The organism is Amycolatopsis japonica, from assembly GCF_000732925.1.
In the GTDB taxonomy this organism is placed as follows: Bacteria; Actinomycetota; Actinomycetes; order Mycobacteriales; family Pseudonocardiaceae; genus Amycolatopsis; species Amycolatopsis japonica.
On sequence record NZ_CP008953.1, the window covers coordinates 438,196 to 461,685 of the forward strand.

Annotated in this window: 20 protein-coding genes and 2 pseudogenes; 13 read left to right on the forward strand and 9 right to left on the reverse strand. The window is 69.2% G+C overall.

What is annotated here, in order from left to right:
* Positions 1–3: 3 nt before the first annotated feature.
* Together AJAP_RS02245 and AJAP_RS02255 are read right to left on the reverse strand one after the other, a co-directional pair.
* A complete protein-coding gene (locus AJAP_RS02245; RefSeq protein WP_038507807.1) occupies positions 4–732 on the reverse strand; it encodes a phosphatidylserine decarboxylase in 729 nt (242 codons plus the stop codon).
* A gap of 477 nt (positions 733–1,209) precedes the next feature.
* A complete protein-coding gene (locus AJAP_RS02255) occupies positions 1,210–1,491 on the reverse strand; it encodes a GlsB/YeaQ/YmgE family stress response membrane protein (protein WP_038507811.1) in 282 nt (93 codons plus the stop codon).
* Between the two features lie 81 nt (positions 1,492–1,572).
* On the opposite strand from AJAP_RS02255, the gene AJAP_RS02260 reads away from it, so the two are divergent.
* Together AJAP_RS02260 and AJAP_RS02265 are read left to right on the forward strand one after the other, a co-directional pair.
* Positions 1,573–2,136 carry an ArsR/SmtB family transcription factor gene (locus AJAP_RS02260; protein WP_037335572.1) on the forward strand — a complete coding sequence of 188 codons (564 nt, stop codon included), beginning with the start codon at positions 1,573–1,575 and terminating at the stop codon, positions 2,134–2,136.
* Positions 2,133–3,377 (forward strand): MFS transporter, encoded by a 1,245-nt coding sequence (locus tag AJAP_RS02265; protein WP_038507812.1) that lies wholly within the window; start codon positions 2,133–2,135, stop codon positions 3,375–3,377. The genes AJAP_RS02260 and AJAP_RS02265 overlap by 4 nt, the downstream gene beginning before the upstream one ends.
* 192 nt (positions 3,378–3,569) lie before the next feature.
* On the opposite strand, the gene moeA is transcribed toward AJAP_RS02265, so the two are convergent.
* The gene (moeA, locus tag AJAP_RS02270) at positions 3,570–4,763 is read right to left on the reverse strand and encodes a molybdopterin molybdotransferase MoeA (protein WP_038507814.1); all 1,194 of its coding nucleotides are present in this window, start codon (positions 4,761–4,763) and stop codon (positions 3,570–3,572) included.
* A 74-nt stretch (positions 4,764–4,837) separates the two neighbouring features.
* On the opposite strand from moeA, the gene AJAP_RS02275 reads away from it, so the two are divergent.
* The 5 genes and pseudogenes from AJAP_RS02275 to groL all read left to right on the forward strand — a co-directional run bounded on the left by AJAP_RS02275 (position 4,838) and on the right by groL (position 9,851).
* The gene (locus AJAP_RS02275; protein ID WP_038507816.1) at positions 4,838–5,515 is read left to right on the forward strand and encodes a TIGR00266 family protein; all 678 of its coding nucleotides are present in this window, start codon (positions 4,838–4,840) and stop codon (positions 5,513–5,515) included.
* Between the two features lie 4 nt (positions 5,516–5,519).
* The gene (locus AJAP_RS02280; RefSeq protein WP_038507818.1) at positions 5,520–6,143 is read left to right on the forward strand and encodes an AIM24 family protein; all 624 of its coding nucleotides are present in this window, start codon (positions 5,520–5,522) and stop codon (positions 6,141–6,143) included.
* A 114-nt stretch (positions 6,144–6,257) separates the two neighbouring features.
* Positions 6,258–6,464 (forward strand): cold-shock protein, encoded by a 207-nt coding sequence (locus AJAP_RS02285; protein ID WP_005164266.1) that lies wholly within the window; start codon positions 6,258–6,260, stop codon positions 6,462–6,464.
* A gap of 55 nt (positions 6,465–6,519) precedes the next feature.
* Positions 6,520–7,973, forward strand: a pseudogene (locus AJAP_RS02290) (serine/threonine-protein kinase).
* Positions 7,974–8,222: 249 nt separating this feature from the next.
* Complete coding sequence (gene groL / locus AJAP_RS02295; protein ID WP_037335595.1) at positions 8,223–9,851, forward strand: chaperonin GroEL; 1,629 nt, start codon at positions 8,223–8,225, stop codon at positions 9,849–9,851.
* 254 nt (positions 9,852–10,105) lie between these two features.
* On the opposite strand, the gene AJAP_RS02300 is transcribed toward groL, so the two are convergent.
* A complete protein-coding gene (locus AJAP_RS02300) occupies positions 10,106–11,800 on the reverse strand; it encodes a hypothetical protein (RefSeq protein WP_038507821.1) in 1,695 nt (564 codons plus the stop codon).
* Between the two features lie 206 nt (positions 11,801–12,006).
* A complete protein-coding gene (locus AJAP_RS02305; RefSeq protein ID WP_038507822.1) occupies positions 12,007–12,231 on the reverse strand; it encodes a PspC domain-containing protein in 225 nt (74 codons plus the stop codon).
* A 128-nt stretch (positions 12,232–12,359) separates the two neighbouring features.
* Here AJAP_RS02305 and AJAP_RS45020 point away from each other — a divergent pair, with 128 nt between their 5' ends.
* The 5 genes from AJAP_RS45020 to AJAP_RS02325 all read left to right on the forward strand — a co-directional run bounded on the left by AJAP_RS45020 (position 12,360) and on the right by AJAP_RS02325 (position 15,708).
* Complete coding sequence (locus AJAP_RS45020; protein WP_267284129.1) at positions 12,360–12,590, forward strand: DNA polymerase beta superfamily protein; 231 nt, start codon at positions 12,360–12,362, stop codon at positions 12,588–12,590.
* Between the two features lie 23 nt (positions 12,591–12,613).
* Entirely contained in the window at positions 12,614–13,129 is a 516-nt protein-coding gene (locus AJAP_RS02310; protein WP_267284130.1) for a DNA polymerase beta superfamily protein, read from the forward strand.
* Positions 13,129–13,923, forward strand: coding sequence for a transporter substrate-binding domain-containing protein (locus AJAP_RS02315; protein ID WP_038507825.1), 795 nt, complete (start codon positions 13,129–13,131; stop codon positions 13,921–13,923). Before AJAP_RS02310 ends, AJAP_RS02315 begins: the two co-directional genes overlap by 1 nt.
* 80 nt (positions 13,924–14,003) lie before the next feature.
* Positions 14,004–14,642, forward strand: coding sequence for an RlpA-like double-psi beta-barrel domain-containing protein (locus tag AJAP_RS02320; protein ID WP_038507827.1), 639 nt, complete (start codon positions 14,004–14,006; stop codon positions 14,640–14,642).
* Positions 14,643–14,799: 157 nt separating this feature from the next.
* Complete coding sequence (locus tag AJAP_RS02325; RefSeq protein ID WP_063777790.1) at positions 14,800–15,708, forward strand: M23 family metallopeptidase; 909 nt, start codon at positions 14,800–14,802, stop codon at positions 15,706–15,708.
* Positions 15,709–15,764: 56 nt separating this feature from the next.
* Here AJAP_RS02325 and AJAP_RS02330 read toward each other — a convergent pair whose 3' ends face one another.
* The gene (locus tag AJAP_RS02330; protein ID WP_038522232.1) at positions 15,765–16,709 is read right to left on the reverse strand and encodes an o-succinylbenzoate synthase; all 945 of its coding nucleotides are present in this window, start codon (positions 16,707–16,709) and stop codon (positions 15,765–15,767) included.
* A 66-nt stretch (positions 16,710–16,775) separates the two neighbouring features.
* Between AJAP_RS02330 and AJAP_RS02335 the strand changes: the two genes are divergently transcribed.
* Positions 16,776–19,589 carry a BTAD domain-containing putative transcriptional regulator gene (locus AJAP_RS02335; RefSeq protein WP_456061778.1) on the forward strand — a complete coding sequence of 938 codons (2,814 nt, stop codon included), beginning with the start codon at positions 16,776–16,778 and terminating at the stop codon, positions 19,587–19,589.
* Between the two features lie 115 nt (positions 19,590–19,704).
* Here the strand turns inward: AJAP_RS02335 and AJAP_RS02340 are convergent.
* The 3 genes and pseudogenes from AJAP_RS02340 to AJAP_RS02350 all read right to left on the reverse strand — a co-directional run bounded on the left by AJAP_RS02340 (position 19,705) and on the right by AJAP_RS02350 (position 23,420).
* Positions 19,705–20,521: pseudogene (locus tag AJAP_RS02340) on the reverse strand (DUF72 domain-containing protein).
* Positions 20,522–20,573: 52 nt separating this feature from the next.
* Complete coding sequence (locus AJAP_RS02345) at positions 20,574–21,329, reverse strand: DUF4253 domain-containing protein (protein ID WP_038522235.1); 756 nt, start codon at positions 21,327–21,329, stop codon at positions 20,574–20,576.
* A 444-nt stretch (positions 21,330–21,773) separates the two neighbouring features.
* Entirely contained in the window at positions 21,774–23,420 is a 1,647-nt protein-coding gene (locus AJAP_RS02350) for a DNA repair helicase XPB (RefSeq protein ID WP_037335606.1), read from the reverse strand.
* Between the last annotated feature and the right edge of the window lie 70 nt (positions 23,421–23,490).

The following is a 23,490-nucleotide window of genomic DNA, read 5'->3' on the forward strand; positions in this document are numbered from 1 at the left end:
GGATCAGCCTTCCGGGTGCGGCGCCGTGGGCAGCTCGGCGATCGGCGTCTCGCCGCCGATCGTGCGCTGGCCCTTCGAGACGAGAACCTTGCTGCCCGGCGGCAGATACAGGTCGACTCGCGAGCCGAAGCGGATGATGCCGTACGTCGCGCCGACGCCGACCTTGTCACCCTCGCGGATCTCACAGAGGATGCGCCGGGCCACCAGCCCGGCGATCTGCACCACGACGAGCTCGTGGCCGTCTTCGGTGCGCATGAGCACGGAGTTGCGCTCGTTGTCGTCGCTCGCCTTGTCCAGGTCCGCCGACAGGAACTTCCCGGGCCGGTACGCGACCCGCTCGATCACCCCCGAGGCCGGGATCCGCTGGACGTGCACGTCGAACACCGACAGGAACACGCTCACCCGCATCCGCGGCTCGGCGGGCAGCCCCAGCTCGGGCGGCGGCACGGCCTCTTCGATCAGCGAGACCAGACCGTCCGCCGACGCGACCGCGAGGCCGGACTGAGCGGGCGGGACCCGCTTGGGCTCACGGAAGAACGCGGCCGTCGCGGCCGTCGCGAGCGCGCCGACGACGCCGAGGCGCTTGGAGAACCGCCGCAGCACCAGCGTCGCGGCGAGACCGCCGAACACGAACGGCCTGCCGGCCGGGTGCATCGGCGGAACGGTCTCGCGGGCCAGCTTCACGGCGTGCGCGAGGGGATTACCAGTGGCTTCCGGCCGGTTGCCGCTCATTGGTCGGGTTCACCGCAGTTCGTGTCGGGGGGTCGGGACAGGAAGAGCCACCACGCTACCGCCCTGTCCGGAGACGGGCCGTGGCCTCCCCCGGAAGGGTTTCCCCGCGCCGGGTGGGAGGGGCCACATCCCGGTAACGGAAGGTCGAAATACGCGATAACTCTAGGTAATTGACGCCGATAGCAGACCTTGAGGACCCTCGAATGCCCGCCAGCCCGGACCCCGCAGGCGAGCGACTCGCCGAGCTGTTCCGCGCCTGGAAGAAGGACATTTCGGCGGCGCCGATGCCTCCGCTCGTCGACCCCGTCCGCGCCGTCTCCGTCATCGCCGAGGCACGCGCGTCCGGATGCATATGCCCCCCGACGGCACATGCACCCGGACGCGGCCACTGGAACTGAGCGAACGTCCCACTCTAGTTCCCCGCGCCCCGATGATCACCGGTCGCGAGAAAACCGTTACCAACGGTCACTCCGTTGATCACCGCCGATACGAGTCGCTCCGCCCGGAGCCGCGCACCAGCCGCAGCAGGGCGAGCAGCACGATCGAACCGAGGATCGCGACGCCGAAGCTGGGGAAGTCGAACTCGAAGGTCCGTTCGGTGCCGGTGGCGAGCCGGTAGATGAAACCGCCCAGCGCCGCGCCGAGCACGCCGACCAGGATGCTGAACAGGCAGCCGCCGCGCCGGTCCGGGCCGCCCACCACGACATTGGCCAGCCAGCCGGCGATGGCGCCGAACACGATCCACGAGAAGAAACCCATGCCATCGAGGTTACCGACCCGGATGGAGTAGTACACAAGGAGACTTGTACAAGGACTCTTGTGCAACTACTGTTGTGCGTTATGGCCGATCGCGAAGTCCACGAAGTCCACGATTCGAAGGTGCTCGCCGCGATGTCGCATCCGCTGCGGCGCCGCCTGCTCGACGTCCTCCGCCTCGACGGCCCGTGCACGGCTTCCGTGCTCGCCGAACGGACCGGGCAGGCGGTCGGGAACGTCAGCCACCACCTGAAGGTGCTGGCCGCGAGCGATCTCGTCGAGGAAGCACCGGAACTCGCCCGCGACCGCCGCGAGCGCTGGTGGCGCCGCGTGAGCTACGCGGTTTCCTGGTCGCCTTCGGACTTCCCCGACGACCCGGTCGCGGCAGCCGCCGAATCCCTCGCCCTCGAACGCCAGGTTTCCATGGCGCGCCAATGGTTCGCCGAACGCGACAGCTATCCGGAGGAATGGCATCGCGCCGCCTTCGCCACCGACAGCTGGGCGAAGATGTCGGTCGCCGAGCTGGCCGAGCTCGAACAGAAGGTCCACGAACTGATCAAGTCCTACAGCGGCCGCGAGATCCCGGACGACGGCCAGGAACGCCGCCCCGTCTTCATCTCCACCCGCGTCGTCCCGGCCCGCCCGTGACCACCCGCGAACGCGGCGGCTTGCTGCGCTCCAGGGATTTCCGGCTGCTGTGGACCGGCGAGACGACCAGCGTGCTCGGCAGTTCCATCGCCGTCGTCGCGCTGCCGCTCGTCGCGGTGGTCACCTTGCAGGCGAGCACGTTCGCGGTCGGGCTGCTGACCGCGGCCGCCTGGCTGCCCTGGCTGCTGATCGGCCTGCCCGCCGGCGCCTGGGTCGACAGACGGCCGAAACGCCCGGTCATGCTGGTGTGCAACGGCATTTCCATGCTGGTCTTCCTCAGCGTCCCGGTCGCGGCGTGGTCCGGGCTGCTCACGATGACCCAGCTGATCGTCGTCGCCTTGGCGGGCGGCGTCGCGAAGGTGTTCTTCAACGTCGCGTATCGCGCGTACCTGCCTTCGCTGGTCGAGAAGGACCAGCTGCAGGAGGCCAACGAAAAACTGCAGGGCAGCGAATCCGCCGCGCAGATCGGCGGACCCGGGCTCGCCGGTCTCCTGGCGCACTGGTTCGGCGCCGTGGCCGGGGTGTTCGCCGACGCCGTCAGCTTCGGGATTTCCGTGCTGTGCCTCCGATCCATCCGGCACCGCGAGCCCGAGCGCCCGGCGAAGACGCGTTCACGGCTGCGTGACGAGATCCGCGACGGCCTCGTTTTCGTCGTCCGCGACCCGTATTTGCGCGTCCTGGCGGTCTTCGGCGCGATCTCGAACGTCGCGCTCATGGGCTACCAGTCGATCGAGGTCGTGTTCCTCGTCCGCGATCTCGGCGTGGGGGAAGGCACCGCGGGGCTCGTGCTCGCGCTCGTCGGCGCGGGCGGCGTCTTCGGCGCCGCGCTGTCGGGCAAACTCGCCGCACGGATCGGCACCGCGCGGGCCTTCGTGCTCTGTGAAGCCTTCGGAGCGCTGATGATGCTGCTCGGCCCGCTGGCGAACGGCGGCTGGGGGCTCGCCTTCTTCGTCGCCGCCGGGTTCTCGGTCAGCGCGGGCGTCGTCGGCTCGAACGTCCTCAACGCCACCTTCAGGCAGCGCTACGTCCCGGCCGGGATGTTCGGCCGGGTCACCGCGAGTTCGTCCGTGCTCAGCTTCGGCGCGGTCGCGCTCGGCGGCCTGCTCGGCGGGATCCTCGGCGAGACGGCCGGCGTGCGGCAGACGCTGGGGCTGATGGCCGGACTCGAGGTCGTCGCCGTCTTCGTCCTGCTGTTCACCCCGGTCGGCCGGTGCCGCGACTTCCCGGCGGATCGCCTTTAGGCCGTGTCTCTCGAAGCGCGCTTTCGGATTTCCACAGCCGGGCCGCGGCATGGCGGAGCTACTCGCTCAGCCGTGTCGGCGGCCCGCCTCCGCAAATCCGAGGCCTCCGGCCGAAAAGAAACGCGCGCGCGTGTCCTCGCCTGACCTGCCCACTTCAGTTCGGGAGACACCCTTCAGCCCGCGAAACGCAGGTCAGAGCAGGAGGACGTCCACCTCGTCGCCCTGCTCGGCCGAATCCACGTCCTCCGGCAGCACGATCAGGCAGTTCGCCTGCGTGAACGACGCCAGCAGATGCGAGCCCGGCCCGCCGCGCGGACCGACGATCCCGGTGACCTCGCCTTCGGAATGCGTGTAGAAGCCCCGCCGGAACTGGCGCCGTCCGGCGGGGGAGGTCATCGACTCGGTGAGCCGGGCCCGCACCTTCTGCCGGTCGACCCCGGCGTGCCCCATCGCCGCGAGCAACGCCGGCCGCAGGAACGCTTCGAACGACACGAGCACGCTCACCGGATTGCCCGGCAGCGTCACCACCGGCACGCCGTTCCAGCGTCCGCAGCCCTGCGGCCCGCCCGGCTGCATCGCGACCTTCCGGAACTCCACGCCCTGTCCGGTCAGCGCGTCCTTCACCACTTCGTACGCCCCCGCGCTCACCCCGCCCGAGGTCACCAGCAGATCGACCTCCGCCAGCCGCGGCTCGATCACCGAGCGGAACTCGTCCACGTCGTCGACCACACTGCGCACGACCTCGGCCTCACAGCCGAGCGCGCGGATCGCGGACGCCAGCATGATGCTGTTCGACTCGTAGATCTGCCCGTGCCGCAACGGTTCCGGCGCGTCGACGAGTTCGGTCCCGGTGGACACCACGAGCACCTTCAGCGGCCGGTAAACGGGAACCTCGGCGAGCCCGACGGCCGCCGCGAGACCCAGCTGCGCCGGACCCAGCACCGTCCCCGCGGAAAGCGCCACCGTGCCCTCGACGACGTCTTCGCCCCGGCGCCGGATATGCGCGCCCAGGACAGCCGTCCTGAGAATCCGGACGTCTGTCACGCCGCCGTCCGTGTGCTCCACCATCACCACCGCGTCGGCTCCGGGCGGCATCGGGGCGCCGGTCATGATCCGGTGCGCGGTGCCCGGCTCCAGTTTCGTGCTGTCGACCCGTCCCGCGGGGATGTCTTCGGCGACCGGCAGCGTCACGGGCACCTCCGCGATGTCCTCGGCGCGGACGGCGTAACCGTCCATCGCGGAATTGTCGAACGGCGGCAGCGAAACCCCCGCGCGGACGTCCTCGGCGAGCACGAGCCCGGCGGCGGAGGCGAGCGGAAGGCGGATGACGGGGGCGTTTCCGAGCAGGCCGGTGACGGTCTCACGGTGGGCGTCGACGGAGATCACCGGACCATCCTCCCGCCTCGGGCCCCGCATGCAAGACTCTGCGCGTCACAACGACCATCCGGGGAGAAGAAGACATGCAGGTTCAGATCCGTCACCAGCCATCGTTCGCGGTGGCGAGGCTCGTCCTCGCCCCGGGTGAGCCGGCGCAGGTCGAGTCGGGCGCGATGATGGCGACGAGTTACGGCGTGCAGGTCCAGTCCCAGGCGCAGGGCGGCATCATGAAGGGCCTCGGCCGCGCCTTCCTCTCCGGCGAGTCCTTCTTCATCTCCACCTACACCGCGCCGCAGAACGGCGGCTGGGTCGACGTCGCCGCGAACCTGCCGGGCGACATGCAGATCATCAACCTCGACGGCCGCACCGGCTGGTGCGTCACGCGCGGTTCGTGGCTCGCGTCCTCCCACGGCGTGCAGACCGAGACCAAATGGGGCGGTCTCAAGAACCTCGTCGGCGGCGAGGGCGGCTTCCTGACGCACGCGACGGGACAGGGGCCGCTCGTCGTGGCCTGCTACGGCGCGCTGGAGACGGTCACCCTGCAGCAGGGCGAGGTGATCACCATCGACACCGGGCACGTCGTCGCGTTCGCCGACACCGTCCAGTACCAGATCCGCAAGGTCGCCACCGGCGTCATCCAGTCGATGAAGAGCGGTGAAGGCCTCGTCTTCGACTTCGCCGGTCCGGGCCAGCTGCTCACCCAGACCCGCAACCCGTCGGCGCTGTCCGCCTGGGTGATCGCCCAGGTCCCCTCCCGCTGACCGCATGCGGGTCCAGACGAGGCACACCCCGAACTTCGGGGTCGCACGCGTGCTGCTGTCCCCCGGCGAGGCCGTCCAGGCCGCCGGGGACACCATGCTGGCCAGCAGTTTCGGCATCACCGAAACCGTCCCGTCCCGCGGTGGTTCGCGGGCGGGCAAGGCCGCCCCGTCGGTGTTCAACGCACCGGAGGGCGGCGGCTGGATCGACTTCGCGCCGCTGGCCGCCGGCGACGTCTACCCGCTGGAGTTCAACGGCGGCGGGGGCTGGTGCGTGAGCCGGGACGCGATCCTCGCCCGGCCGTCGACCGTCCGGCACGACCCCGGCTGGGCACCGCTGCAGAAGCTCTTCGGCGCCGATTCCGGTTTCCTGGAGCACTACAGCGGAAGCGGCCCGCTCGTGCTGGCCGCGCAGGGACCGGTCGACGCCTTCGAACTCACCGCGGGCGAACTCGTCACCGTGCGGCCGGACTTCCTGCTGGCCTATCCGGACACCGTGCAGTGCCGTCTCCGCGCGGTCGACCAGTCCGGCCCGCAGTCGGTGCGCACCGGCGAAGGGCTCGCGCTGGACTTCGCGGGACCAGGACGCGTCCTCGTGCAAGCGCGCAATAGGCGGCTTTCTCACGGATGACCTTGGGACGAATTGAGCATTGCCGACGCCGGTAATTCGGGTAGCGTGAACTGCACTCGAAACCGCCGGCCGGGGCAGAGAAGGCCGACGGATCCTGTGCTGAGGGAGTGCGCCGTGGCAGTCGGCACCGTCAAGTGGTTCAACTCGGAAAAGGGCTACGGATTCATCGAATCCACCGAAGGGCCCGACGTCTTCGTCCACTACTCGGCCATTCAGGCCGACGGATTCCGGACGCTCGACGAGGGTGACCGCGTGGAATTCGAAGTCCAGTCCGGCCGTGACGGGCGGAGTCAGGCCGCGGACGTACGCAAGGTCTCGTAGCAGACTTCGGGCGACCCCCGGCGGCGCCCGGAACTGGCGCGTTAGGCTTCGCTGCGTGACAGGCGATGAGTCGGGGGACCTGACGGGTCGCCGGCTGGGCAACTACCGCATCGACGGTGTGCTCGGCAAGGGCGGCATGAGCGTGACCTACAAGGCCACGGACGTGCGGCTCGGGCGCAAGGTGGCACTGAAGGTCATCGGTGATCACCTCGGGGCCGACGCCGAATTCCGCGAACGCTTCGTCGACGAGGCGCGGAACACGTCCGCGATCGACCATGCCAACGTCGTGCCCTTGTACGACTTCGGCGAGCTCGAAGGCATGCTCTACATCGCCATGCGGATGGTCGACGGCGGCGATCTCGCCGGGCTGATCTCCGGTGGCCCGATCGCGCCCGCCCGCGCGCTGAACATGCTCGACCAGGTCGCCGACGCGCTCGACACCCTGCACAACCGGGGTCTCGTGCACCTCGACGTCAAACCGGCGAACGTCCTGGTCACCAGCAAGGAGACCTCGCGCGAGCACGTCTACGTCGCCGACTTCGGCCTGACCCGCCGCGGCGCCACCGGGCACCGGACCCGCGGCGGCGACTTCCTCGGCTCGCCGACGTACGCGGCGCCCGAGCACCTGCGCGGCGAGCCGCTCGACGGCCGCACCGACCAGTACGCGCTCACCTGTGTCCTCTACGCCTGCCTGACCGGCAGCCCGCCCTTCAAGGGCGACGTGCAGACGGTCATCAAGGGACATCTGAACGGCGAGCCCCCGGCCATCTCGCGGATCGTCGGCCTGCCTGCCGGTATCGACGAGGTCGTCCGGAAGGGAATGGCGAAGAATCCCGCCGATCGCTACCCCAACTGTGTTGAGATGATCGCGGCCGCCAGGCGCGCGCTCGGTCCGCTCGCGACTTCGAACGAGCCTCCCGGCGCGCCCGGGCAGGCGGCGGCCGCGACCGTCCAGCAGGCGCCACGGCAGAACACGCCGCCACAGGGAGAGGGGGGCCCCGTGCACCCGTACGGAGGACAGCAGCCCGGCTACGGCCAGCAGGGACCGGGACCGCAGGGGCCCCCGCCGCAAGGCCCGCCCCAGCAGGGCCCGCCGCCCGGTTACGGCCCGCCGCCGCAGCAGGGTGGCTTCCAGCAGCAGGGCGGTTTCCAGCAAGGCCCGCCCCCTGGCTACGGCCCGCCGCCCCAGCAGGGCGGTTTCCAGCAACAGGGTGGCTTCCAGCAAGGCCCGCCCCCGGTTACGGCCCACCGCCCCAGCAGCAGGGCGGTTTCCAGCAACAGCCCAAGAAGGGCGGCGGCGCCAAGTGGATCTGGATCGTCGTCGGCGCCCTCGTGGTCGCGGGCGCGATCGTCGCCGCGATCTTCGTCTTCGGTGATTCGAGTGGCGGGAACGGCCCGCAGACCACCGCGCCGAACATCCCGGTCGGCCCCGGCGGCTCCCAAACGCAGGGTCCCGGCTCGTCGTTGAAGCCGCCGCCGTCGTCGATCCCCATCAAGCCGAGCAGCTGAATACCACCGCGCTGACCTGCGGTTCTTGCACTCTCCCCTGGAGAGTGCTAAACACGACATTGGCACTCGACGCCGTCGAGTGCCAGGCGGAGCGGTCACCGACCGTTCGCCTGAAGGTCGGGACGGTGAGGCCGCACCCTTGATCGGGTGGGTCGTCCGTCGCGGGCACCGAGCCTGGCCGAGGAAGAGTCCTGCCGCCGCGCTGTAGTAGGCGTGCGGCGGCGCCCAATACCGGAGGACCACACCGCAATGGCCAAACTGATCGCGTTCGACGAGGACGCCCGCCGCGGTCTTGAGCGCGGCTTGAACACCCTCGCCGAAGCCGTCAAGGTGACCCTCGGCCCGCGGGGCCGGAACGTCGTGCTCGAAAAGAAGTGGGGCGCGCCGACGATCACCAACGACGGTGTCTCCATCGCCAAGGAGATCGAGCTCGAGGACCCGTGGGAGAAGATCGGGGCCGAGCTCGTCAAGGAAGTTGCCAAGAAGACCGACGACGTCGCGGGTGACGGCACCACCACCGCCACCGTGCTCGCCCAGGCTCTCGTCCGCGAGGGTCTGCGCAACGTCGCCGCCGGGGCCGACCCCATCAGCCTGAAGCGCGGCATCGAGGCGGCCGTCGAGGCCATCACCGAGCAGCTGCACAAGGCCGCCGTCCAGATCGAGACCAAGGAGCAGATCGCCGCCACCGCGTCGATCTCCGCCGCGGACCGCACCATCGGCGAGCTCATCGCCGAGGCGCTGGACAAGGTCGGCAAGGAAGGCGTCGTCACCGTCGAGGAGAGCAACACCTTCGGGCTCGAGCTCGAGCTCACCGAGGGTATGCGCTTCGACAAGGGCTACATCTCCGGTTATTTCGTGACCGACCCGGAGCGTCAGGAAGCCGAGCTCGAGGACCCGTACGTCCTGCTCTTCGGCTCCAAGATCTCCACCGTCAAGGACGTCCTGCCGCTGCTGGAGAAGGTCATCCAGTCCGGCAAGCCGCTGCTGATCATCGCCGAGGACGTCGAGGGCGAGGCCCTGGCCACCCTCATCGTCAACAAGATGCGCGGCACCTTCAAGTCCGTCGCCGTCAAGGCGCCGGGCTTCGGTGACCGCCGCAAGGCGATCCTGCAGGACATCGCGATCCTGACCGGTGGCCAGGTCATCTCCGAGGACGTCGGCCTCAAGCTGGAGAACGCGGACCTTTCCCTGCTGGGCAAGGCGCGCAAGGCCGTCATCACCAAGGACGAGACCACCATCGTCGAGGGTGCGGGCGACGCCGACCAGATCCAGGGTCGCGTCAACCAGATCCGCGCCGAGATCGACAACTCGGACTCGGACTACGACCGCGAGAAGCTCCAGGAGCGTCTGGCGAAGCTGGCCGGCGGCGTGGCCGTCATCAAGGCCGGTGCCGCCACCGAGGTCGAGCTGAAGGAGCGCAAGCACCGCATCGAGGACGCGGTGCGCAACGCCAAGGCCGCCGTCGAAGAGGGCATCGTCGCCGGTGGTGGCGTCGCTCTCATCCAGGCCGCCGAGGCCGCCTTCGCCGGTCTGAAGCTCGAGGGCGACGAGGCCACTGGTGCCAACATCGTCAAGGTCGCCGTCGAGGCGCCGCTCAAGCAGATCGCGATCAACGCCGGCCTCGAAGGCGGCGTCGTGGCGGAGAAGGTCAAGTCCCTCCCGCAGGGCCACGGCCTCAACGCCGCCACGGGCGAGTACGAGGACCTGCTCGCGGCCGGCGTGCCGGACCCGACGAAGGTCACCCGCTCCGCGCTGCAGAACGCCGCTTCCATCGCGGCGCTGTTCCTGACCACCGAAGCCGTCGTGGCGGACAAGCCGGAGAAGGCCTCGGCCGCTCCCGCCGACCCGTCCGGTGGCATGGGCGGCATGGACTTCTGAGTTCGAGCCTGTAGCACCACCGGAAAGCCCGGACGCGCCTCGCGCGTCCGGGCTTTCCCTTTGCCGAGTGCGGCATCCGATCACGCGAGTCACGCGCGTGATCACGTGAGTTACGCGCGTGATCACGTGAGTTACGCGCGTGATCACGTGAGTTACGCCTTTGCCCACGCGGCGCCTGCGTGCCCAGTCCGTGAAGGCCTCCTTGAGGGACCCAGAGTCCCTCAAGGAGGCCTTCACGGACTTCGGACCAGTAGCTACCGTTGCCCGTCCACCGCGTACTTCCCGCCTTGCTTCCGGCGCTCCTCCTCGTACGGATCGGTGGAGTTCGGCTCCGAAGGCTTCCGCGGCTCAAGCCCGGTCCGGTCGGTTCCGCCCGCCTCCGTGGCCGCGCTTTCCCGTTCGACCGTCTCGGGATTGGGATCGATCTTCCCCCGGTCCTTGTTGGCGTTTTCCCAGTTGGCGAACATCCTCTTGAGGTCGTCCGACAGCTCGCCGTCCGTTCGCGCGTACGCCTCGGCCGCCTTCCTGAGCTGCTCACCGGCGAGAAGGAATCGCGCGCAACTCGTCCTCATGAACTGTTCGACGGCGTCCCGGATCTCCAACGTCGTGTCGTCGCCCGTGCACGTCTGCTCGTCGCGGCCGGCGAGGTGCCGGTCGGCGTTGTCGGCCTCGGCGAGAATCCGCAGTTGTGCCGAATAGCCTTCGGCCGCTTCGAAGCAGGTCTGCGCCAACCGCAGCACGAAATAGACCTCGACCTGGACCCCGTGGTACTTCGCGCGGTCGGTCTGGTTCGGCAGCTTGTTCGCGGTGAGGTCGTAGAGTTCGAGGTCGTAGCTGTGCACCCCCGCGATCGCCTTCTGCAGGGCCAGCACGTTCGCGCCGAAGTCGGATTCGAGGCCGGACAACGCGTTGTGCTCGTCCTGGATCGACGTGGTGAGCTTCTGCAGGATGTCCTGGAGCGACATGGCGTCCTGCTCGACGGTGAGCCCCTTGATGATCCCGCCGACGAAACCGGCCAGATCGAGGACGGCGCCCACCGGGCCGAGGACCTTCCCGCCCGCCTCGTCGACGGTCTTCACGACCTTGCTGAGTTTCGCCGCGGCGGACAGCAGATTGGTCGCGACGCCGTGGACCGTTCGCGCCTGGTCGACCTTCTCCAGGATCGAGTCCGCGGTGAAGACCTTGAGGGTGACCTTCTCGTCCAGCTTCTTGGTGGCCCAGTTGAGCCGCTTGATGATGTTGAGGCGGGTCGCCTGGATCGTCGAAGCGCGGGTGGAGTACAGCGTGGACAGGCTGGCGAGGATGAGCGACTGGTGTGCCATGGTCGGCGCGATCGAGGCGAAGAACCCTTCCCTGAACTCCTGGGCCGCGAGCCCGGTCCACGCGATGAACCAGGGCTCGGTCGCGCTGGTGGCGCCGTCCAGCCATTCGACGTTCTCGACGACCGCCCCCTGACCGAGCAGTTCGGTCACCCGGCCGTTCTTGTCCTGGTAGCCGAGGTTACCGGCGACGTTCAGGAACGTGTTGTGGGCGGCCTCCAGCTTCGCGAGGTCGGGTCCCTCCAGCTGCGGGACGAACTTGGCGACCTCCTGCCGCCGGTTCCAGGCCAGCCGCTCGATCTGCGCGAGGTTCCGTTCGACGTGGCACTCGACGTACTTCGTCAGCTGCGGGTTCCAGCCCTCGCAGTGGACGTCCTTGTAGTGGCCGTGCATGCCGTCCATGACCCAGGTCAGGTAGCCGCACAGGTCTTCGCCATGCGACAGATGGCCGTACGATTCGGCGGACCACTGCCAGGCCCAGGGATCCGGCGAGCACGGGACGGTGGTCGAGAGCTTCGCCATGGCGTCGACGGCGTCTTCCATCCAGCGCTTGGTGAGTGCCTGCCAAAAGTCGTCCAGCGCGCCTTCCAGCATCCGCTTGTACTCGCTGAGGCTCAGATACCCGGCCATGGAGGCCCCCGCTTCCCACTCCCTGTGACAAAGTCAGAGGAAGTGTAACGGCGAGCGCGCGATCCCGCGGCCGAAAACCGGAAAGGGCCCGGACATCCCCATGTCCGGGCCCTTCTTCATCCCCCTGTCCCCAGGCGGATCGCGTTTAGCGGGCTGAACGCGATCCGGCGGACGCCGCGCCCCCTGCGCACGGCGTCCGCCCTCGATCAGGGTTCGCCCGGCTGTTCCGGGGTCAGGAGCCACGCGGCGGCGTAGAGCGGGATCGCGAATCCGGCGGTGAAGAAGACGCCCGCCACGAGGGCGATGCGCAGGATCGCGGCGTCGACGCCGAGGTAGGCGGCCCAGCCGCCGGCGACGCCCGCGAGCATCTTGTCGGTGCGGCTGCGGTAGAGCTTCTTGGTGGCCTGGGGGGTGTACACGCTGTTCGTCATGGCTCCATGTTCGCTCCGGAACGACCCCCGGCACATCGGGGAACGGCCCCGACCCGACCCTGGAATCCGACCCTGAGGGGCCGGAAAAGCGGGTGCCCGGCGCCCCGCCCGCGGGTATGACTTGTCCGGTGAAACACGACAGCCCCGAATTCGCCGCCATCGCCGAGCAGGGCACGATCCTGCGCTGCCAGGTCGGGTCCGGGCTGCACGGCACCGCCGTGCTCGGCCAGGACGACCGGGACGAGCTCGGCATCTGCATCGAGCCGCCGGACCACGTGATCGGCCTGAAGCGGTTCGAGCAGTACATCTTCCGCATGCAGCCCGAAGGCGCCGATCCGGCCCCGGCGACCTCGACCTGATCGTCTCTTCGCTGCGCAAGTGGATGCGGCTCGTGCTCAACGGGAACCCGACCGTCCTCCTGCCGTTGTTCGTACCCGAGTCCGAGATCGTGGTGATCGACGAACTCGGCGCCGAACTGCGCGAGCAAGCGCACCGGATCGTCTCGCGCCGGGCCGGGCTGCGGTTCCTCGGCTACTCCCGCGCCCAGCGCGAGCGGATGCTGGGGCTGCGCGGCAAATCGGGCAGGCCGGAGCTGATCGAGAAGTACGGCTTCGACACGAAGTTCGCCATGCACATGGTGCGGCTCGGCGTGCAGGGCGTGGAGCTGTTGGAGACCGGCCGGATCACGCTGCCGGTCCCCGAACCGTGGCTCGGCTGGCTCCGGGATCTGAGGCAGGGCGAGAAAACCCGCGAGGAAGCGCTGGAAGCGGCCGAGTCGCTGGAGCGCCGTCTCGACGAGCTGGTGCGCGGCGCGTCGCCGCTGCCGGAGGAGCCGGACGCCGAATGGGCCGACGCTTGGCTGGTGCGCGCTTACCTCAGGGCGTGGAAGATGCCTTGATGACGATCAAGGCGAAAGCGCTCACGTTCGGGGTCGCGGTGCTGACCGTGCTGGGAATCGGCACGGCCAGTGCCGCGCCCGAAGGCCATGGCGCGCAAAGCAGACTGGACGTCGTTCAAGCCCGCGGCGAGATCCGCGTGTGTTCGACGGGGGACTATCGCCCGTTCACCTATCGGGACGCCGACGGCGCGTGGAGCGGGATCGACATCGACCTCGCGGGCGACCTCGCCCGGCGGCTCGGCGTCCGGCTCCAGCTGGTCCAGACCACTTGGAAGGCGATCGCCGACGACGTCGGGCGGAAATGCGATCTGGCGATGGGCGGGGTTTCGGTGACCTTGGACCGCGCGAAGAAGGGTTTCTACACCGTTCCTTATCTTCGCGACGGCAAGACGCCGATCACCTTGTGCGAGAACGAAAAGCGGTTCCAGACCCTGGAGCAGATCGACCAGCCGGGTGTGCGGGCGATCGTGAATCCGGGCGGTACCAACGAACAGTTCGCCGACGCCAACCTCAAGCGCGCGACCATCGTGCGGCATCCGGACAACAACACCATCTTCGCCGAGATCCTGGCGGGGCGGGCCGACCTGATGATCACCGATGCCACCGAGACCCGTTGGCAGGCGAAGCAGAATCCGCGTTTGTGCGCGGTGCATCCCGACGAGCCGTTCACCTTCTCGGAGAAGGCGTACCTCCTGCCGCGCGACGTCGTGTTCAAGGAGTGGGCCGACCAGTGGCTGCATCTCGCACTGAACGACGGCACGTACGCGCGTATCGCGAAGCCCTGGCTCGGCTGAAATCGGTTTGAACCACTTTCGTTATCCGGCCGTATCCCTGGATGTGGGTGAGGAGGAAATCAGACCGGAGGAAGACACCGATGATGAACAGCGCCGGGAAACACCGCAAACGCGCGACGATCGGCATCGCGTCCGTGCTCGGGGTGGCCGCCATCGCCGCGGCGATGTTCGCGATCAGCACTCCGGACGGACAGGCCGCGGAAAGCTGCCAGGGACTCGACACCGCTCTCCGCAACAATCTCACCTTCATCGCGGGTCAGAAGGCGCAGCCGGACGCCTTGTCCGAGGCGCGGATCGCGAACAGGCAGGCCGTCGTCGACCTCATCCAGCAGCGCCGCGAAGCCGCCGGGTGCACCGAAGAAGTACAGGCCGACAGCGGGAAGCAGGCCGCGGACGACGCCATGGCGGTCGAGGACGAGGCGGCTCAGAAGGAAGAGGCGGCACCGCAAGAGGAAGCGGCCGCCGGCGACGGCGAGGTCGTCTGCCCGGGCTCCACGGTGACGCTGTCCGGCGAGGGCGGCGCCCCCGCGGCGTCCAGCAGCGAGTTCCCGGCGGGGACCAAGCTGAAGGTGACGAACCTGGACAACGACAAGTCCACGACCGTCGAGGTCACCGGCGTTTCCGGCAGTTGCGCGCTGCTGAACAACGCGGCCTTCGAGCAGGTCCGCGAACCGGGCAAGTTCCTGATCCGCCGCGCCACCATCGAGCGCGTCGGCTGAGACACCCGCACCGGGACGGGGAAGACGCGGACGGATCCGGTGCGGAGGCGGCACGAGTCCTCCTGGTCCCCTCGGCCAGGAGGGCTCGTGGTCGTTTGTATCTCGCTTGTATGCCCTTTCGGGACGCTTCTCGCGAAACGCCGAGAAAGGACATCCGATGAGATTCAGACGAGTGCTCACGGCGGCCGCCACCGCCTTGCTGGGGATGGCCGGGCTGGCGATCACCGCGACGTCGGCCGAAGCCGCCGTCGGGCCGCGTCCCAACTTCCAGCTTCCGTTCCCCTGTAACCAGGTGTGGAACGGCGACAACGACAACAGCAGCGCACACCGGGCCTACGAGATCGACTTCAACCGGGGCAGTTCCGCGGGGGCGGATCTGGGCGACACGGTGGTCGCGGCGGCGGCGGGCAAGGTCGTCATCTCGGCGCACCAGGGTTCGCAGAACGGCTTCGGCAACCTCGTGAAGATCGACCACGGTGGGGGATGGTCGACCTACTACGCGCATCTGAAGGTCCGTTCGGTCGCGCTCAACGCGCAGGTCGCGCAGGGGCAGAAGATCGGCGAGGTCGGCAACACCTCCAAGCCGGGCAACAACATCAGCCCGCACCTGCACTACGAGGTCCGCACCAACGACTCGTCGTGGCCGAGCAACATCAAGCCCGCGTACTTCAACGGCGTGAAGTTCGGCTACCCCAACGCCAACGTGACCTCCAAGAACACCTGCAGCGGCAACGGGAACCCCAATCCGTACGACGCCGTCGAGGTGTGCGGCGACGGCTACAAGGTGATCGACTCGCAGGCGGTCGGCAGCGCCGCGACGGCGTACCTGCTGTACAACGCCACGAACAAGAACAACTGCGTCACCACCATCAAGTCCACCTCGGTCGGCACGGGCAGCGCGGTCTCGGCCTTCCTCGAAGTGCAGGGTTCGGCCAGGAAGACCGACTCCGGCAGCTTCGAGTACTACGCGGGTCCGGTGAGCGCGGCCGCCGGCGCGAAATGTGTCCGGTGGGGTGGCTCGGCGGGATCCGCCAGCTACGAATCGCCTTTCGAGCACTGCACCTGATCTCGGAAGTGTCATGAAAGGGTCGTTCAGGACATCTTTTGTCCTGAACGACCCTTTCATGACATCCGGAGGTGGGCGCGGACGCGGGTGAGGCGGGCTTCCCAGGCCGCCTGGACGTCCGGGGCGGCGGCCTGGGCGGCGAACAGATCGGGAACGGGAGCCTGAGGCGGCACCGGCAGCCGACCGTCCACAGGGGACAGTGACTCGCCGCAGACATCTCCGGTCAGCAACGACATCGTGCCCAGTCCGCACGCGAAGTCCAAAGTGGGCAGTGCGCCCGCGAGCGCCAGCCCGGCGGCGAGCCCGACGCTCGTCTCGACGGCGGAAGACACCACACACGGCAGGCCACAGGCTTCGGCGACCTCCAGCGCGCGCCGCACCCCGCCCAGCGGCGCGACCTTCAGCACGGCGACGTCGGCCGCCCCCGCGACGGCCACCTTCAGCGGATCCTCGGCCCGGCGGATCGATTCGTCCGCGGCGATCCGCACCCCGACCCGGCGCCGGACGGCGGCCAGTTCGTCGATCGACGGGCAGGGCTGCTCGGCGTACTCGAGCCCGCCGGCCGCGCGGTCCAGTTCACCGATGGCCTTGACCGCGGTGTCCACGTCCCAGGCCATGTTCGCGTCGACGCGGACGGCGCCCTGCGGACCCAGCGCGGCCCGCACCGCCTCCACCCGGGCGCAGTCCTCGGCGAGGCTCACCCGCGGGTCGGCGACCTTCACCTTCGCCGTGCGACAGCCTGAAGCGGAAACGAGTTCGTACGCCTGCTCCGGGGACACCACCGGCACGGTCGCGTTCACCTCGACGCTGTCCCGCACCGGCGACGGCCAGCCCCGTTCGCTCGCCTCCAGCGCGGACGCGAGCCACGGCGCGCTCTCGGCGTCGGAGTAGTCGGAGAACGGGCAGAACTCGCCCCAGCCCGCCTCGCCGCGGACCAGCAGTCCTTCGCGGACCGTGATGCCTCGGAACCGCGTGCGCAGGGGGATAGCGTAGACGTCCATCGGCACCGATCATGCCACCGCGGGAATCGCGTGCCGATTCCGTCGGTTCCGGACAGAATGAGCGACGTGGCACTCGACTTTCGCGTGCTGGGGCCCACCGAGGTCACGGCGGACGGGCTGCCGGTGCCCTTGGGCGGCAGCAGGCCGCTCATCGTGCTGGCAGGCCTGTTGCTGCGCGCGAACACGGTGGTTCCGGTCGGGGAGCTGGGCCGCTGGCTGTGGCCGGACGACCAGCGGCGGTCCAAGGGGGCGCTGCAGACCTACGTCCTGCGGGTCCGCCGCGCGCTCGGCGACGAGGTCACCATCCGCACCGAACGGGGCGGCTACCTGCTCGAACTCGACGAAAACCTGCTCGACCTCGCCCGTTTCCGCGCCCACGCCGCGGCCGGGGCGGAGGCCGCGCGGGACGGCGACCTGCGCGGAGCCGCGGGCCGGTTCGCCGCGGCCTTGTCCGAATGGCGGGGCCCGGCGCTGCAGAACGTCCACTCCGAAGCACTGCTTCGCGACGAAGCCGATCAGCTGGGCGAAGAGCGGTTACGTGTGTGCGAGCAGTGGGCCGACGCGCTCATCGCGCTCGGCGAGCACAACGTCGTCGTGCCCGAGCTGATCAGACTGTGCCGTGAGAACCCGCTGCGGGAGCGGCTGCACGAACAGCTGATGATCGCGCTCTACCGCTCCGGCAGACAGGCCGAGGCGCTGAACGTCTACCGCCGGATCGGCGCGGTGCTGGCCGAAGAGCTCGGCCTGGACCCAGGCGCGTCGCTGCAGCGGGCGCACCAGGCGATCCTGACCGGCGAAGAGTCCGTCGAGACCACATTGGACTCCGAACTGACGCGGTACCGGCTCGGCGCCGAACCGCTGATCCCTCGCCAGCTCCCCGCCGATCTGCGGGTGTTCTCCGGGCGCCAACGCGACCTCAAGGCGTTGCACGGGCTCGTCCCGGAGGCGCTGGACACCGAGCGGTCGACGTCCATCGCCTCGATCGAGGGAATGGGCGGCATCGGCAAGACGACACTCGCCGTCCACTTCGCGCACGAGGTCGGAGACCGCTTCCCCGGCGGGCAGGTGTACCTCAACCTGCGCGGTTACGGTCCCGGCGAGCCGGTCGAAGCCGCCGCCGCGCTCGAAACCATGCTGGTCTCCGTCGGCGTCCCCGCCGACCGGATCCCCGCCGACGTCGACGGACGCGCGGCCACCTGGCGCACGTACAGCGCGGGCCGCCGGATGCTGATCCTGCTCGACAACGCGGCGAGCACCGAGCAGATCCGGCCGCTGCTGCCCGGCCCCGGCTGCCTGGTGCTGGTGACCAGCCGCTGGCAGCTCCAAGCGCTCGTCGCGACCCACGGCGCGCGGCGGGTCGCGCTGGAAGAGCTGCCGGACGAGGACGCGATCGCCCTCCTCGCGTCGACGATCGGGCTGGACCGGGTCGTCGAGGATCCCGAGGCCACCGAACGGTTCATCCGGTACTGCGGCGGGCTGCCGCTGGCCATCCGGATCCTCGCGGTGCGGACGGCGCAGTTCCCGGACCTCGCGCTGGGCGAGTTCGTCCGGCTGCTAGAAGCCGAACAGGACAGGCTGGGCTCGTTCGACCTCGCCGACGGCGACGAGACGAACATCCGGGCCGTCTTCTCGTACTCGTACCGGGCGCTCGACCAGCGGGCCGCGCGGATGCTGCGGCTGCTCGGCCTGCCGACCGGCGGCGACTTCAGCGTGCCCGCGGCCGCGGCGGTGGCCGGCGTCGACATCGCGGAAGCACACGAGGATCTGGCGAAACTCGCGTCCGCGCATCTGATCGCGCGGTCCAAACCGGGCCGGTACCAGTTCCACGACCTGATCCGCGCGTACGCGGCCGAACTTTCGGCGGAGCTCGACGGGCCCGAGGCGCGGACGGCCGTGCTGGACAGGCTGCTCCACGCGTCGCTCGCCTCCGCGCTGAACGCGTCGAGGCTTCTGCGCTCCGAACGGCACTACCGGCTCGTCCAGCCGGAGCGGTTCGACGGCGCCGGGCTGAAGTTCGGGCACTACGAACAGGCGCTCGACTGGTTCGACGAGGAGGCCGGGAACCTCATCGCCGCGGTGAACATCGCGTACCGGGAGCGGCGATACCGGGAATGCTGGCAGCTGGCGTGGCTGCTTCAGTCGTACTTCATCGTGCGGGCCCGGCTGGACGACTGGCGTTCGGTGTTCGGCGTCGCGCTTCGTGCCGCCCGCGACCTCGGGGACCGTTCCGGCGAGGCCGCCATCCTCAGCGGCCTCGGCGTGGCCTGCGGGGTCGCCCGCCAATACGAGGACAGCATCGCCTACCTGGAGCAGGTCGTCGAACTGCAGCGGCAGGTCGGGGACCGGCAGGGCGAGGCGCGGGCCCTCTACAACCTCACGCTGGCCAGCCAGGATCCCGACACGGGGTGGGACTACGGCACGCGCGCGTTGCGGCTCATCCGGGAGAGCAACGTCGGCGCCGGCATGGAGGCCAGCGCGCTGCAGGCCCTCGGCGACATCTGTGCCCAGGCCGGCCGCTTCGAGCAGGCACTCGATTTCGCCGACCAGGCTTTGGCGCTGGAGGCGCACGCGCTGCCCGACGAAGCCCGTTTCACCTTGCACACCAAGGGAACCGCGCTGGTCGGGCTCGGCCGCGGCGACGAGGGCATCGCCTGCATGCGGCGCGCCGTCGAGATGTTCTTCGCCCATGGCGAGCTCTACGAGGCGGCCGACGTGCTGGCCCAGCTCGGCGGAATCCATCTGCGGCTCGGTGATCCCTCGTCGGCGCGTGAGTGCTGGCTGCGTTCGGTGCGGGTGCTGACCGAGCTCGCGCATCCCGACGCCGAGGACGTCCGCACCAAGCTGGCCTCGCTCGTGGGCGAAACCGTCAAGGCTGAGTGAGGCACGGGCGCCCGGCGTGCCGACCCCCAGAACCAGCACGCGAGTACGCCCGTGACCTCACGAGCCAGTGAACAGGACACCGCTCACTGCGCGCTGACTGTGCAGCTGGCGAGGGTCAAGCCAGGAGTTCCGCGAGGGCGATCGCGTTCTTCGGCGCCTCGACCTTGACGTCGTTGTCGAAGTAGACGTACGTGTCGCGGCCCCAGCCCTTGATCTTCCGGGCCCACTTTTCGAGGGCCTTGTCGCTGTAACCGCTGACGTACAACTCCTCGTCGCCGTGCAGGCGGACGTACGCGAAGTCTTCGCTCGTCATCTCGTCGATGTACGGGAACTTGCCCGCGGTGTCGGCGACCACGAGCGCGATGCCGTGTTTCCGGAACAGGTCCAGGCTTTCGGGCTCGGCGAAGCTCGGATGCCGTACCTCGACGGCGTGCCGGAGCTTCCGGCGAGGGCTCGGATCGGTGTGCGGTTCGGCCTTCAGCTTGTCGTCGTGGTGTTTCGCGAGCTTGGCGGCGGCGTGGCTGGTGCGCGGCAGCAGCTTGAAGAACGCTTCGACACGCTCGGCGTCGAACGCCAGCCGCGGCGGCAGCTGCCAGAGGATCGGCCCCAGTTTCCGGCCGAGCGCCAGCACACCGGAGGCGAAGAAGTTCGCCAGCGGTGTCTCGACGTCACGCAGTTGCTTCAGATGCGTGATGAAGCGGCCGCCCTTGACGGCGAAGACGAAGTCGTCCGGGGGTCTGCTCGGCCCACGCGCGGTACCGCTCGGGACGCTGCAGCGAGTAGAACGAGCCGTTGATCTCGGCCGAGTTCATCCGGGACGACAGGTATTCCAGCTCGCGCCGCTGCACCAGGCCGCGGGGGTAGAAGTCCCCGCGCCACGGTGGATAGCGCCAGCCCGAAGTGCCGATCCTCAGCTCCGCGACGTCGATCACCGCCTTCCCGTGCCGCCCTGATTCCCCCTCTCTCCTCGGGATAAACGACCACTCACGCCCACGAGAACTGCCACCGGCGTGTCTGGACGAGGTTGGCCGCGAACTCGCGCAGATTGCCTGGCTGACCGGCGAACGACGGCAGGCAGAACGAGCGGTGCTCGGCGGCGACCGTGAGCGCGCGGCCCTGGGTCCGCGGCGGCGCGGCCACCGACAGCTCCATCGAATCGAAGCCCAGCACCGTGAGCGTCGCGCCGAAGCGGTCTTCCCAGCTGCGCAGGACGGCGGACAGCTCGTGGACCTGATCGGTCGCCTTGATCATGCCCGTCCAGCCGAGGATCGCCGGGATGTCGGCGGGCCGCTCGGTCTGCACCAATGCCAGCCGGTGCTGCCCGCGCGCGGCCAGGATCGACCCGGTGTTACCCGCCTCGGCCAGCGGATCCGCCCGGCGCGACGGACGGCGGGCGAGGCCGGGGAACTTCGCGCCGAACGGGCGCAGGCAGGCTCCGTCGCAGCACGACGTGTCCCACCAGCGGGCCAGCACCTCGGCCGGATCCACCGAGTCGATCCGGTGGTCGGCGGGGGCGAGCCTGCCGCGGTCGTCGATCCAGTCCTCGCCGTTGGCCGCGAAACGCTGGTCGTGCGGGATCAGCACCGGCCACAGCCCGGACCGGTCGAACTCGGCGACGCAGCCGGTGTAGCGCTCCGGCCTGGCCAACGGCAGGTCGGAAACCCAGATCCGGCCGTGCCACCGGCCGGGCGGCAGAGTCTGGACTGGCGGTGTACCCGGTCGGAACGGTGCGATGGTCATCGGCTTCCCCTCGAACTGGTGTTCGGTCAACTCTACCGAACACTAGTTCGAAGCACCGACAGTTTTCGATACCCCGTTTGCGGGATCTCGGGGTGGCCGCCTCAGGCGTCGCTGGAGTCACACGTGCACCAGCTGGTGTCCACAGTGGACTCGCCGTGTTGGGTGCCCGGAACGCCGTGAAGGCCTCCTTCACTACTTTCAGGGTAGGGAAGGAGGCCTTCACGGACTTGGGGCTGGGGCGGAGCCGCAAGTGGTAGCAAAGGTCCCTTGCTCTCTTGCCACACGCCGGCGGGTGGTCGGATGCCGTGAAGGCCTACTTCGGGACGATGAACGTCTCAAGGGAGGCCTTCACGGACGGCAGGAGTGGTGCAGGTGGTCGTGAGTGGCGTTTCGGGTTAGAACCCGAAACGCCACTCACGACCACCGCGAGCCGAAGCGAAGCCCCTACATCGGGCGAAGCAGGTCGTCCGCGTCCACGATCCGGTACGCGTACCCCTGTTCCGCCAGGAACCGCTGCCGGTGCGCCGCGTACTCCGTGTCGACGGTGTCCCGAGAGACGACCGAGTAGAAATGCGCCTGCCGCCCGTCGCCCTTGGGCCGCAGTAGCCGCCCGAGCCGCTGCGCCTCCTCCTGCCGCGAGCCGAAGGTCCCCGAGATCTGGATCGCGACCGACGCCTCCGGCAGGTCGATCGAGAAGTTCGCGACCTTCGAAACGACCAGTGTCCTGATCTCGCCGCGCCGGAACGCGTCGAAGAGTTCCTCGCGTTCCTTGTTCCGCGTCGCGCCCTGGATCACCGGCGCGTCGAGTTCGTCGCCGATCATCTCCAGCTGGTCGAGGTAGGCCCCGATGACCAGCGTCGGCTCGCCGGGATGCCGGTCGACCAGCGATTTGATCACCTTGGTCTTGGTGTCCGCGGTCGCCGCCAGCTTGTACCGCTCCTCGGCCTCGGCCGTCGCGTACGCGAGTCTCTCGGCGTCCGTCAGCGTCACGCGGACTTCGGTGCACTCGGCCGGTGCGATCCAGCCCTGCGCCTCGATGTCGCGCCACGGGACGTCGTATCGCTTCGGGCCGATCAGGGAGAACACGTCGCCTTCGCGGCCGTCCTCGCGCACGAGGGTCGCGGTGAGCCCGAGCCGCCGCCGCGACTGCAGGTCCGCGGTCATCCGGAAGACGGGCGCGGGCAGCAGGTGGACCTCGTCGTAGACCACCAGGCCCCAGTCCCGCGAATCGAACAGGTCCAGATGCTTGTACTCGCCCTTGGTCTTGCGCGTGACCACCTGGTACGTCGCGATGGTGACCGGCCGGATCTCCTTCTTCTCCCCGGAGTATTCGCCGATCTCCTCCTCGGTGAGCGAGGTCCGCGCGACCAGCTCCCGTTTCCACTGACGGCCGGCGACGGTGTTCGTCACCAGGATCAGCGTGGTCGCCTTCGCGTGCGCCATGGCCGCGGCGCCGACCAGGGTCTTGCCCGCGCCGCACGGCAGCACGACGACGCCGGATCCGCCCGCCCAGAACGCCTCGGCGGCCTTGCGCTGGTAGTCGCGCAGCTCCCAGTCGTCCTCGGCCAGGTCGATCGGATGCGCTTCGCCGTCGACGTAACCGGCGAGGTCTTCCGCGGGCCAGCCGACCTTCAGCAGCGCCTGCTTGAGCCGTCCGCGTTCGGACGGGTGCACGACGACGGTGTCGTCGTCGATACGCGCGCCCAGCATCGGGCTGATCTTCTTGTGCCGGAGGATCTCCTCCAGCACCGCGCGGTCGATGGTCGACATGACCAGACCGTGCGCCGGGTGGTTGGCGATCTGCAGCCGCCCGAAGCGGCCCATCGTGTCCACGATGTCGATGAGCAGCGGCTGCGGCACGGGGAACCGCGAGTACGTGGTCAGCGCGTCGACGACCTGTTCGGCGTCGTGACCCGCCGCGCGGGCGTTCCACAACGCGAGCGGCGTGATCCGGTAGGTGTGGACGTGCTCGGGCGCGCGTTCCAGTTCGGCGAACGGCGCGATGGCGATCCGCGCGTCGTCGGCCTGGCTGTTGTCGACCTCGAGGAGCACGGTCTTGTCGGATTGGACGATCAGCGGGCCATCGGTCACATCCTCCTTTATACGTTCCGGCCACACCGGCTCCCGTCGCGGCACCGCTGGTGGAAGGATGGACGCAAGG